Annotated in this window: 8 protein-coding genes; 4 read left to right on the top strand and 4 right to left on the bottom strand. The window is 39.4% G+C overall.

Annotated elements, in window-relative coordinates:
• Positions 1-38 precede the first annotated feature (38 nt).
• Positions 39-599 carry a transposase gene (locus SAY88_RS00900; protein ID WP_332628597.1) on the bottom strand — a complete coding sequence of 187 codons (561 nt, stop codon included), beginning with the start codon at positions 597-599 and terminating at the stop codon, positions 39-41.
• Between the two features lie 206 nt (positions 600-805).
• On the opposite strand from SAY88_RS00900, the gene SAY88_RS00895 reads away from it, so the two are divergent.
• Entirely contained in the window at positions 806-3,853 is a 3,048-nt protein-coding gene (locus SAY88_RS00895) for an efflux RND transporter permease subunit (protein ID WP_332628595.1), read from the top strand.
• Positions 3,854-4,080: 227 nt separating this feature from the next.
• Here the strand turns inward: SAY88_RS00895 and SAY88_RS00890 are convergent, their stop codons facing one another.
• Together SAY88_RS00890 and SAY88_RS00885 are read right to left on the bottom strand one after the other, a co-directional pair.
• Positions 4,081-4,680, bottom strand: coding sequence for a hypothetical protein (locus tag SAY88_RS00890; protein WP_332628593.1), 600 nt, complete (start codon positions 4,678-4,680; stop codon positions 4,081-4,083).
• 296 nt (positions 4,681-4,976) lie between these two features.
• Positions 4,977-7,016: a sigma 54-interacting transcriptional regulator gene (locus SAY88_RS00885; protein WP_332628591.1), complete on the bottom strand. Its 2,040-nt coding sequence runs from the start codon at positions 7,014-7,016 to the stop codon at positions 4,977-4,979.
• Between the two features lie 284 nt (positions 7,017-7,300).
• On the opposite strand from SAY88_RS00885, the gene SAY88_RS00880 reads away from it, so the two are divergent.
• Together SAY88_RS00880 and SAY88_RS00875 are read left to right on the top strand one after the other, a co-directional pair.
• Positions 7,301-7,552, top strand: a complete 252-nt coding sequence (locus SAY88_RS00880; RefSeq protein ID WP_332628589.1) for a biotin/lipoyl attachment domain-containing protein — start codon at positions 7,301-7,303, stop codon at positions 7,550-7,552.
• Positions 7,553-7,578: 26 nt separating this feature from the next.
• Complete coding sequence (locus SAY88_RS00875) at positions 7,579-8,796, top strand: M20 metallopeptidase family protein (protein WP_332628587.1); 1,218 nt, start codon at positions 7,579-7,581, stop codon at positions 8,794-8,796.
• Between the two features lie 44 nt (positions 8,797-8,840).
• Here SAY88_RS00875 and SAY88_RS00870 read toward each other — a convergent pair whose 3' ends face one another.
• The gene (locus tag SAY88_RS00870) at positions 8,841-11,081 is read right to left on the bottom strand and encodes a helix-turn-helix domain-containing protein (protein WP_332628586.1); all 2,241 of its coding nucleotides are present in this window, start codon (positions 11,079-11,081) and stop codon (positions 8,841-8,843) included.
• Between the two features lie 631 nt (positions 11,082-11,712).
• On the opposite strand from SAY88_RS00870, the gene SAY88_RS00865 reads away from it, so the two are divergent.
• A complete protein-coding gene (locus tag SAY88_RS00865) occupies positions 11,713-13,296 on the top strand; it encodes an ABC transporter substrate-binding protein (RefSeq protein WP_332628585.1) in 1,584 nt (527 codons plus the stop codon).
• The last annotated feature ends 79 nt before the right edge of the window (positions 13,297-13,375 follow it).

Genomic DNA, 13,375 nt, shown 5'->3' with positions numbered 1-13,375 from the left:
GAAGAAGGTTCGAGGGGTCTGACCCCGACGTATGTTAATTATTCCCGTGCTTGCAGCCAACGGATGTGTTCGAGCATAACATAGTTGCGGTAATTTTCCCTTGGGGACTCTTGGAAGTATTGAAGAATTGTTTTGGTTGTGACATTTTTTCTCGGCTTGTTTGATACAAATGAAAGGTAGGAACTCCAAGGATATTTTTCGGGGAGAGAAACCATATACGCTCTTACAGGGTTTAAGTGGATATAGCGGCTCATATTTAGAAGCGGGATGGCTCCAAGGACAGGTACTGAATTATAGCGACCTTGAAAAAGGTGGCCAGTTAGATTGTATTTTCGGTTGAAGTACATGGCGTAGCGAGAATTAATATGTTTCATGAAAACTTTGGGAGGCGTTTCAATCGTTTCTAATAACAGATGGACATGATTGGTCATGAGACAGTAAGAGTGGAGAAAAAAGGGGTGTTTTTGCTGTGTTTCCTCTAGCATGGCAAGGTATATTCGATAATCGCCAATGTCTAAGAAGATATTAGACTTTCGGTTCCCTCGGGAAGTAATATGGAAAGAATCACCGGGGTTCCAAGAACGTTTTTTCCGAGGCACGTAAATCACCTCCTTTGCAAAAAGATTTAGTATATTCGACGTTTGTTGACAAATTCCTGCTTATTGGGGTCAGACCCTTCTGTAGGTCTTCACCGTATTACATTCATACAGAGGGGTCTGACCCCCCATATAGAATTACACGAGTGAGTTCAACTGTTGTATAATGTTTGTATAATTTATTTAAACAGACTGGGGGGAAACAGATTATGATTTCGTGGCTCATTCGTAAGAGAAAAATTACGATTCTCTTTTTTGTCATGTTTATGTTAGTGGGGGTGCTTAGCTTTTTGCAGCTGCCGCAGCGCGAAATACCGGAAATTAGTCCGGCGGTCGCACAAGTAACGACAGTATACCCTGGTGCGTCAGCTGAACTAGTTGAGCAGAATGTCACCAATCTAATTGAGGAAGCGCTTGAGCCGATACAGGAGATTTCCTCGCTCACTTCCACCTCTAACCCAAACATCTCACTTATCACCATTGAGCTTGGAGGTGGGGTCGATGCGGATCGCATGTGGAATGAAGTGAGACAGCAAATAACGAATGCAGCGAGCGAATTCCCAGATGACGTCCATACACCGAATTTGAACAGTAATCTTAGCATTCAAGGTCTTGCCACGTATCAGCTGACGTTTAACGAAGAAATAAACCTGACTGCGGTGAACGAGCTTATTGATCGGTGGAGCAAACGCTTGGTTCAGCTTGAGGACATTGTGTCCATTAGTGCTCAAGGGGCACTCGAGAAGGAAGTTTTAGTAGAAATTGATTATGAAGCGATGCAGGACACAGGCATAACTACGAACCAACTCATTGGTGCTATTAACGGCGAATTAAGTACACTGCCTCCTGGTGAATGGAGAACGGACGAGTACAACTACCGAATCGAGCTCGCTACATATGACTCCTTGACTGACCTTGAAACACTGGCGATTGGATATTCTCAAGAAGACGGAGTCATTAGACTCGGTGACGTCGCTTCCATTAATGAAGTATTTCAATCACCAACAGAAAAAGTTTATTTTAATGGCGAAGAAGCCATTTCGCTTACGTTTTACTTAAAAGAAGGTGCAAGTGTAACGAGAGCCCAGTCTGAGCTCAATCAATTTGTAAAAGAGATGGAGCAGGACCTACCAAGCGGAGTAGAGATGACTCTCCTCTATTCTCAAGCTGACTTAGTGGATGAATTATTTAAGGACTTAGCGACCTCCTTTGCAATTGCTGTTGTTTCGGTTCTTCTTGTTTGTTCTCTCGGGTTAAATGTATCAACAGCGCTCAGTGTAGCCCTGGCAATCCCTGTTTCGCTCAGCCTTGGAGCGATTGTTTATCCGTTTGTTGGAATAGATTTGAACCTCATTTCACTAATTGCGATTATTATTGCTCTTGGGATATTGGTGGATGACGGTATTGTCGTAAACGAAAATATCGAACGCCGCTTGCAGGTAGGAGATAAGCCGATTGATGCAGCGATTAACGGGACAAAAGAGGTCGCGGTTTCTGTTATTACATCAACATTGACAGTTGTTTTTACCTTTTTGCCATTGCTTTTGCTCCCAGGAGAAGCAGGAGCCTTTATCAGGCCGCTTCCAGTTGTTTTAATTGCAACGATGGTCGCTTCAACATTTGTCGCTCTCTTTTTAATTCCGACGTTTCGATCTATTAAAGAAAGCAAAATAGAGCACCAGCAAGAGCGGAAATCAGCTGGATTTCTCGGTAAGACGTTTGATCGTTCTTCAAAATTTTATAGTGAAAAAATTGTCAGCCGAATCACAAGACGTCCGCTTTTAACGGTGATCGTGGGTTTTCTAATCGGAACAGCTGCGTATGGATTAATTCCTTTTATTCCATTGGAGTTTTTCCCAGAGACAGATCGTGAAGAAGTTTTCGTAGAGATGAAGCTGCCAGTGGGTACATCGCTTCAAGAAACAGATCGGCAAGCTGCTGTTGTCGAAGAATGGCTTGAAAATATAGAATATGTTGAGTCAGTAACATCCTATATTGGAACGAATGTCCCGCGTTTATTCGGTCCTGGCGGGGGAGGCGTTGCAGGTGATCACATCGCAAATTTCTTTGTTTTTATAAACAAGGAGAAAATAACAACACGTGATACGGTAGACATTTGGAATGAAAAGCTACCTGAGATGTTTCCTGATAAAACTTTTACTGCCTCCATGATTGAATCAGGACCGCCAGTTGGAGCACCTATTGCTATTCAAATAAGAGGGGAGTCGATGGAGCGCTTAGGCGAAATGGCGACAAAGGTAAAAGAAATCTTAGCGTCAACAGAAGGAGTAACAACTGTTACCGATGATGTTGGGATACCTCTTACAGCTATTCAGTTTATCCCAGAGCGTGACGAACTGGAGTCTCACGGAATATCAAGCAGCGATCTTGCTCAAACATTGCGCTTGATAGGCGAAGGAATTCCAATCGGGCAGCTGCAAACGCCTGACGAGTTGCTTGATATGCGGATGATCTTTGACACAGGGGAGCTTGGCTCAGAAGAGGTCCTTGAGGATCTAACTTTTCCTTCAGTACGCGGAGGCACGGTCGCTGTTGCTGAGTTAGTATCCGCTAGTGAAATAACAACAGCACCAAGCATTCCTCATCAAAACACGGTTCGAACAATCACAGTGCGAGCTTATCCAGGAGGAGAGCGCAGCACCGATGAGATCATAGCTGATACGCGTACGTCATTGGAAGAAGTGGTAGCAGAGGAGGCTGGGTACTCGCTCGTCATTGGCGGTGAAACCTCAGCAAGAACAGACGTCTTTATCGATATCGGCAAAATCTTCATCGTTGTCGTATTCTTGATCTTAATCGTCATTGCGATTCAGTTTTATTCATTGACGATTCCTGTTCTAATCATGAGTACCGTATACTTGGCTGTTGCCGGTGCATTGTTAGGTTTATTTATCACCCAAACCGGACTCGGCTTCATGTCAATGATGGGGGCAGTTAGTCTTGCCGGAATTGTCGTCCGAAACGGCATTGTCCTCATCGAATTTATTGAGCAAAGAAGGCGAGAGGGGTCAGACCCCAAAGAGGCAGTTATTCTAGCTGCTCGGCAACGTTTCCGTCCAATCGTTCTGACAACGATGACATCGATAGCTGGTCTCATGCCTATTGCGCTAGGCAATAGCACGCTATTTAAGCCGCTAGGTATCGCCATCGTCTCAGGACTCATCTTCTCAACACTACTCACACTAGTCATTGTACCAGCGTTGTACCTGCTAGGGGTCAGACCCCGAAGCAGGTAGTCACAGCCACTGAAAAAGGTACGGTTTTGACCTTTGTCAGTGGCCTTTAGGCAATGAGCGGAACCGTTGCTTTGTCTTAAGCCTGCTATGAGTGGTTTTCTCATAGCAGGCGCGCAACGTGTGGAGCCATTGCTGCTTCCTCGAATCCGCTAAAAAAGACTTTTTCAGCACCTCTTAAAGAGGTAAAGAGGGGTCTGACCCCTCTTTACCCCATTCCTGCTTTAACGTTATGCAGAAGGGCCTAGCCCGTCCATTTCTCTACTAGCCTCACGGAAATAAGCTTCAGCACTTTCAATAAAAGGAATAGCCTCTTCGATTGCAATGTGCGCACGGCGCTGGTCGCCTGCTTCCATGAAATCTAACGCCTCAGCTACCATCGCATGAAACTGCTCGACATCTCGAGCGCCTCTTACATATACCGCATGAACACGTTCGTATTGTCTTGGCACATTTTCCATCTCTCCAAATTGACCTACCATTTGGAAGACTTCATCATTCGCTTCACGAATACTAGCAATTTGGTCGGCGTTACTCTTAAGTGTCGTTAACCGTTCACGTATACTAGGTAAAGTCATATTCGTAAAGTGAATATTTCTCGTAAATTCAAAAATATACTGCTCCGACAACTCGTTTTGTCCTTGTACCTCAAGCTTATGAACAGGTGAATCGTTTGCAACTTGAGCAGTAGGTTGATTAAGATCCATTGCTTCTCGAGTAAAAGGGTCCATCACAAACAAGATAACCACGATCAAAAGAATCCCGTATACTAACGTCGCAAGTCGTTTCTTCCAACTTGTTCCACTTCTATAACCAGGTAACTTCATCATAACCTCCTAAGAAAATTGATAACTGCAGGTGAACTTTACAAAAATTAGACGGTAATAGTATCCACATGAACAGTCACCAATATACTTTGGGGTCACATTACTAGTGTTGCACAGAAGGAAGTACTACTGTCTATCCTTTAGTGACAAACGCCCAATTTAATAGGTTCTCCGGTAATTTGAGGTGTGTTTATAAGGAGTTTTTTATGTCCTTACAGATAAAATGTTACCATTAACTACAATTATTTAGTTTGTTCCTTTTTTTGTAATTGACGCAATGTCGCTGGGTCTGACCCCCTTCAATTTTTGATCTTTAGAAAGGTTTTAATCCCATTTTGTGTGATCGTTGTTCCTCCTCTCCCTAATCCTATATCCACTAACCCGCGTTCTTTCATTGAAGTAAGGTGGCTTCTGAGTTGCTGCTCAGAGAGAAAGAGGTCTCTGTTAAAAGCGATCTCAGCAATTCGTTTCCGCCCAACTCTTTTTTGATCTGTAAAAGCTTGGTAGAGAACCTCTAATATGAACAACTCGTTATGAGTGAGGTTATTCTCTAATTGGGGATCTGGTGTAACGTTACCCGATAACGTTGGGGCAGTTTCTGTATAGATGGGCAAATCAGTAGGTTCAACTATTTGCTTTCCATAATTGATTAAATAATTTGCGCAATTTTCTAATTCACGAATGTTGCCTGGCCAAGGGTAATACTCAATATAATGACGAGCTTCTTCTGTCAAAAGAATATCGTGACCTTGAATAAAGTATGAAAATAATGGAATGATATCTTCTGTTCTTTCCCGGAGAGGGGGAATACTTAAAGGCAGTACATTTAACCTGTAATAGAGATCTTTTCGAAAGGTCCCTTTGGTAACTTCTGATTTTAGGTCGCGGTTCGTTGCGGCGATAATTCGAATGTTAACTGGTATGATCGAGCTTCCTCCAACCCTCATTACTTCTTTTTCTTGAAGTACGCGTAATAGCCTAGCTTGTAATGATTTAGGCATCTCACCGATTTCGTCCAGAAAAACCGTCCCTAAATGACCATGTTCAAATAAACCAGGCTTTCCTCCTTTCTTGGCACCTGTAAAAGCACCTTCTTCATACCCAAAAAGCTCACTCTCTAATAACTGTTCAGGTAATGCTGCACAATTAAAGGCCACAAAGGCATATTGGCTTCTTTGAGAGTGATTATGTATTGCTTGTGCAAATAACTCCTTCCCTGTACCACTTTCGCCATTAATTAAAATCGATGCATCAGACATCGCCATTCGTTGGGCAATCTCTTTCTGCTTTTTTATAGAGAAAGAGTCTCCGATAATATGGAAGAAATGGTATTTAGGGACGAACCCTTTGCCTAGAAGCTGGGTACGAAGCCGATGTTGGCGCTTTTCTGTTTCTTGGAATGGAACGAGTCTGGCGACGGCTCCTGTTATCTCACTTCCTACTTTTAATGAGTTCATAGTTATGACGATTGACGTTTGCCTGAAATTCATGACTTCTTCTGTACTTTCCTTTTCTCCAGATAATATTTTTGAAAATGTAAGTTCAGGAAAGACGGTTTCGTAGGAATGTCCAATGACGGTAGGTGGTTTTTTATGAAGAAGATTTGCTGCTATATCGTTAAAAATGGTTATGATCCCAGAAGAATCGATGGCAATTATGCCGTTTGGGATGATTTGCAAGAATAATTCAAGCTGTGAAGCCAGTTGATCCTTTCTGCCAAGGAGTTTATCTAAACCGTAGCTAATAGGCACAATGTTAGCAAAATGAAGCTTTATTTTCTCCTCCAAATAAAGAAGGTTGTTATCCATTTTAGCTAAAATATCCATGTAGGTACTTAAATCTAAAATACGACTTCCGATATCGATTTTCTCTACTTCAACGGAGGGCTCTAGCTTCTCACCCGGTGTAATTACTAAATCGACATTGGGAAAAGGGTTCATATCTTTATAGGCAGGAATGAGGTTAATTTGGCGAATTCCCAATTGGTATATGGTAGAGATGGTTTCGATCGCCATTTCAAGCGTGACATTATATAAAATGGCATTCGTCCCTTTCTGTAAGTTCTTAATTTTTTTAATTCCTTGTTCACTTAGTGTTCTTCTAGCAATAATGACAGCTGCATTTCCATTTTTAATATACCGACGTGCTTGCTCAAATACGTTGTAATTTGACATGAGAATGACGTCTCCATCAATACCCTCATAAACTGTTTCATCTTCAAAACAATACAGCTTAATCTTTACATGATCCTGAAACATTTCTCTAATTTCTTTTTCGAATGCTACTAATGTGTTCTTATGCAATGAAATGATAGTTAGAAATTTTGGCAACTTTTTCATTTAGTCCCTCCGTCTCTTTAATGGTTAAATACGTTATTTGATTGACCAGTTAAACCAATTATTTATTTTGCTTAAAATAAAACGTAACATAAAAGCGGAATTATTTAAAGATTCAAACTAATTGTTATTCCTATATTTAACGGCTACGAGGTAGTTGCTGTAAATTACTGCATAAATTGATTCCTTTCGTAAACTTGGCATTAAATTTGCAAGTGTATTTTGTAGAAAGGACCAAATAGGATCAGTTGCATGAAAAAGTGTAGCTGTAAGAAAGGGGTTATGTGTTGAAAGTTAGTGAAGATATACTCAGCACCGTTTCTGGAAAAGTAGTAAGTGTATTGTGCAAAGAAAAAAAGTATGTGTATGAATGGGAGCCACTAATTGAAATAGAGACAAATGATGGGGCATTAGAAAAAATAGTAAGTGAGATTGGAGGTACAGTTACAACGCTATTAGTATTCCCGGGATCAGAGGTGAAAAGGGGAACAAATATCGCATGTATTGACGTAAGTGTTGTTGGAATTGCATCAGATTAGGAGAGAGAAAAAAGGAGAGAGAACTTGTGGATGATATATTAAGGAAAGCAAAATCAATTAACCCAAAAATGATTGAGTGGAGGAGGAAGCTTCACGAAAACCCAGAACTAGGCTTTGAAGAATATCAAACATCAAGCTTTATAATGGAGCAATTAGATGCTCTAAGAGTGGGTGAAATCAAACAAATTGCCGGGACGGGAATTTCTGCTCTATTGAGGGGGAAAAAGGAAGGACCGACAGTCATGTTAAGAGCAGACATGGATGCACTTCCGATCCAAGATGAGAAAAAGGTGTCGTATAGATCAAAAGTGAACAACAAAGCTCATTTATGTGGACATGATGCACATGTAACGATGATGTTAGGAGCAGTAAAGCTTTTATCAGAAGTGGAGATTGAGACAGGCAATATCCAAGTAATATTTCAGCCAGCTGAAGAAGGATTAGCAGGTGCGAAGAAGATGATTGATGAGAATGTGTTAGATTTTTACGATGTAAAAGCTGCTGCTGCTTTACACGTACAACCTACACTACCGACTGGATTTGTAACGGTGAGCCCTAAAGTTAGTACGGCTAATTCTGATCGGTTTGTCTTAAAGATCATTGGAAAGGGTGGTCATGCTGCTCATCCTCATCAAACCATTGACTCAATCACAGTAACGGCACAAGTAATATCGGCAATCCAACATGTTGTAAGTAGAAAAATAAATCCCATTGATAGTGCTGTTATTACGATAGGCAAAATACAAGGCGGGTTTGCTAGAAATATCATCGCTCCATCTGTAACGTTAGAGGGTACGGTTCGCACGTTAGAAAAAGAGGTGAGGGAAAAGGTACAAAAAGAATTAGATCGGATTATTTGCGGTGTATGCTTAGCATTTGGTGCAACGTATGAATTTAAATATGAAAAAGGGTATCCATCTGTTCTAAATGATCCAGATTTAACTTCTTTATTTGAAGAAACAACAGAAAGAGTGTTAGGGAAAAACAAATTAACGTTTAATCCTCCGTCCATGGGTGGAGAAGATTTTTCCTATTATACTGAGAGAGTACCAAGTTTATTTTTTAGATTAGGAGTTCGAAATGAAGAAAAAGGAGTAATTTACCCCCATCATCATCCTTTATTTGATATTGATGAGGATGCGCTGCCCTACGGAACAGCTTTGCTAGCTCAATTTGCATTAGATTTCTTAAAGCAGCAGCAAGAAAAAACGCCGAGTCAAGATAAGTATAGTGAAGTTAAGTAAGAAAAATAGAAGGCTCTAAAAAGGAATCCCCCTTTTTAGAGCTTTCATTTATGCTTTAATCTATAATTGGCAGGGGTGGTGTTTGTTATTTTTTTGAACGCTCTGCTGAATGTTCGTTCTGTATATCCGACGTGAGCGGCAATTTCTGACACAGATAAATTGCTCTCTGTTAACAGTTGTTTAGCGACTTGAATTTTTAACTCAGTTAAATACTGTACAAAGCTTTTACCGGTAGACTGCTTAAAAAGCCTGCTCAAATAACTCGCATTAAGATCAAAATAATCGGAAACAGACGTTAATGTGTGAGCCTCGGTGACATGATCCTGTAAGTAATCCATTACTTTTTGGATTTTTTGACCACTTCGATTTTCACTTAATTGCTCCGCTTTCTCCAAAAATTCTAAAAGAATTTCTGATTTAAACCACTTTTTTAATTCCCTTAGTGATTTCTTTTGATGTAAGACGGGATAAAATTGATCTAATGTGAAATTGTCGACCGCGTTGTGTTCGTCCAATGCTCTATAGAGGGAACTATATAGCATACTAAAAGCATGGTATATACTCTCCGGGTTACAATTTTGGTCTTTTAAATGATCAACAAATTGGTCAAAATGATCGATATAGGCTTGTTCATGATCATTCTTTAACGCTTTAATGATCTTACCTTCTATAGAATAGGGGTATTGCAAAGGATCAGTGTAGCGCAATTCTTCAAAACTAATCACTCGATTATTCCCTTTTACTAGTCTTAGTTGTAAGGCTTCCATGGCTTCCAAATATGAGCTCCTTAAGTCTGTAAATCTTTCTTGTAATGTACCAATCCCTATTGAGATTTGAAGTAGAAGTTCCTTTTGAATGGATTGCTGAATCTTTTCAGCTAAACTCAATATAATATCATGTTTTTCCGGGTCAGTTAAAATCTTTTTAAAAGGGAGGATTACGGCGAATTGTTGTGAATCATGGATAGGGACACAAACGGCTTTTACATCATATTGCTTACTAGCATCACGGCAAATTCTTTTCATGTCCATGATAAATTGATTCCCTTTTTGTTCGCTGCCTTTGTACTTTTCAACTTCAATAACAAGAACAGCTGGATACTTATCTTGGAGATGTTTAAATAAAGCAGATTCCCTGTTGTGATGGAATAGATCTTGAGTACCTAAGAGTGATCTTACTAAGAACGCATCTAATAATTGCTCTTGATGTTCTTTAACCTTTGTTGATAGTTCTACTATTCTTTCCTTTTCTCCCTGTGAAACAGAATCCAAGAGAGTCCATTCATTATATATGAGTGAATTTGTTGGTTTAGTTAACGCCTCTAACCGTCTGTGCAGAGGAGAATATAAATATGTTGTACAGATCAATGTAATGGCTATTGCTAAGACAAGTCCCATTCCCGTAGCAGACACCATATTAAAACCTAGACTGTTGCCAGCTTGAAGTGTGGATTCTGGGATTTCATATACGATGACCCAGTCATTATCACTTATTCTACCGTAGAATAGTAGCTTATCCTCGGTTGGGTGTTTATAGTAACCAACTTCTGATCCTGTAAGAATACGGGTAGTAAACTCAGAAGGTAACTGTGAAGCCATCCCGACTTTCTCTTTATCTTTATGTAACATAATTCGTTCGTTTCTTCTCATTACATAATAATCGCCAGCCTTTGATAATGAAGCGTTATCAAGAATCGTTAAGAGCAAGGCGTCGTGAATGTGTATCGAAAAATACCCCTGAGGAAAATTTGAACCGACAGGGAGAGGTTGAAAAAAGGAAATAACATTAGTACTTGTGCTTGGACTGTTAAAGTTCCAATAGGGTTTGCGGAGTGCTTGAACCGTTTGATATAACTCTTTTTTTTGAGTAGAAAGATTGTTGAATGAGGTAGCGCCATTGATACTTGATATTAATAGTTGAGATGAAGGTAAATATAGGTCGGCACTATAAACATTCTTTAATATTAAAGTTGTATTAATTAGTTTTTGATTTAAGGGAACGATCTTCTCATAGTCGTTTTCCAATTGCTTATTATAAAGGGCTTGGATGACATCTCTATTGACAATGGTCTCGGAAATGCCACTTTGAATAAAATCTAACTCATTTTCTATCCGTTCTTTAATTTGTCCTACGACTTCAAGGTTGGATTCAATCTTTTGTCTTTCTAAATGAGCGTCGCTTATGAGATATAGTGTAAGTGATAGACACAAAGTTAAGGAAACGACACTAGTACAAAATATGAATAAAATCTTCAGGAAGTACTTCCCTCTAAATAGTTGAATCATATACGCCCCTTCTCACATTTTTCATTAATATTGTTCAGTTTTAAAATGAATAAGATGAAGTCTGAAAATTCCCTCTACTTTATTCTACTACAATCTTGCTAAGACCACAATTGCATGAGCAGGATAAATCGTACTTTATCGATAATGTTAATAGTGGTGGTTTTAATCGTCAGTTTGCTGAACGGTCATTATTTTACTTGCGAATTAAGTGGTAAAAAAGTGTCTTAATCATTGCTTGATGCTAGTAGTTAAGGCGAATTTACAGTCATTTGTTTTTCAATTCTATATTTTTGACAGTTGTATGAGAATTCTGAATTTTAATATGATTGTCTTACAAACGAATGCGTTTGAAGCAGTAGGCAGCAATTGCATTGGAATGATATCTAAGAGTTGTGCAGTCATTCTTTTCTTACATTGGTATGTCGTCTTAGGTAGAAGTGCAAGTTACCTCTTTGTTGCCTATTGAAAAACAAATAAAAAGGAGGTTGTTTTTCGTTTTTCTTTTTCTACACTTGTGAGAGTAAGAAGGGGAAAGAGATATCACTAGCCTAATGTGTTGATGGTTTTCGTTTAATAATCAAACACAGGGTTCACGAATTGGAGAAATAGGATTATAAAAAAGGGGCGAAAAATGATGAAGAACCGATTAAATGTTATCGTGTTACTTGCTTTCATGTTTGTACTAGCGGCTTGCTCTAATTCAGAAAACACGAGTCAAAATGCAGAGGCACCTACCTTAAATGAGAATGAGTCTACTACTGAAGAATCGACTAATGATGGAGAGTTAACCATTGCTATTCCATCGGACATCGCATCGTTTGACATACATGACCATAACCAAATTCATACCGAAGCCGTTCATATTAACATTTTTAGTTATTTACTAAAAAGACAGACAAATATGGAGATTGAACCTGACTTATTGGAAAATTACGAAGCAGTTGATGATGTTACATGGTCCATGACCTTAAAAGAAGGAGTGACCTTCCATAATGGCGATCCATTAACTTCTGAAGATGTTAAATTCACTTTAGAAAGAGTAGCAACAGACGAAACTTTACAAGAACATAGTAACTTGAAAGTTATTAAAGAGGTAAACGTATTGAATGATTATGAATTTGAGATTATCACAGACGGTGCACAACCAACATTGCTCAACCTACTTTCACGTATTGGATCAGGGATCTTACCTAAAAATTATATTGATGAACATGGATGGGACCACTTCTTAAATGAACCAATTGGTACGGGCCCACTTAAATTTGTAGAGTGGGTAAGAGATGATCGAATCGTGCTTGAACCATATGAGGATTATTTTGAAGGGAAAATTCAAAATGCCGATCAAGTCGTTTTTCGTGTTATACCTGAAACATCGACTAGAATTAATGAACTGTTAACTGGTGGGGTTGACATCATTACAGATATTACTCCAGATGATATGGAACGAATTAACGCTCAAGAAGGAGTATCAGCCGTATCAGCACCGTCGCAAAGAGTTGGCTTTCTCGGTATACATCATGGCCAAGACCATCCAACAACTGATCCTAAAGTACGAGAAGCTATTGAATTAGCAATAGATAGTGAAGCGATTACCCAACAAATTTTGTTAGGAGAGGGAACTCCTACGCGAACGAGAATTACACCTGGCAATTTTGGAGCTCATCCAAACTTATTTAACAGTAATTTGTATGATATTGAAAAATCAAAGCAATTGTTAGCAGAAGCTGGTTATGCAGATGGGTTAGAACTGACGTTAACGTCTCCAGATCATCAATATTTAAAGTCGAATGAAATCAATGAAGTGATTGCTGCTATGTTGGGGCAAGTGGGGATTCAAGTCAATCTGCAATTTGAGGAATGGAGTAGATTTTTAGAATTGCGAAACAATGGAGAATACGGTGATATGTATTTTGCTGCATATGGAAACTCCATTTTTGATTCTTCGATCGGATTACAGGAATTTGCAACAGAGACAGCCTGGGACCGAGCTAATTATGCAAATGATGAAATTGTAGAGCTATGGGATGCGGCGCTAACAAATATGAATTTTGAAGAACGAGAACAGCAGTATCAAAGAATTCAAGAAATCGTAGCAGAAGAGCGTCCAAAGATTTATTTATATTTGCAAAATGAAGTGTACGGTGTAAATGATCACGTCATCTATACTCCAAGAACGGATAGTATGCTCGTTATTAAAGATATGGTGATTCAATAATTTAACTAGTAACGTGCTCCTTATGGAAGTGACAGAGGAAAGGATACTAGCAAAATCAAAACCATTGTTAGTCCTTCCT

Source organism: Halalkalibacter flavus (genome assembly GCF_036663575.1).
GTDB classification, from domain to species: Bacteria; Bacillota; Bacilli; order Bacillales; family Bacillaceae_D; genus Halalkalibacter; species Halalkalibacter flavus.
The sequence above is the reverse complement of the archived record's forward strand: the minus strand, read 5'-3'. Positions and strand labels throughout refer to the sequence as shown.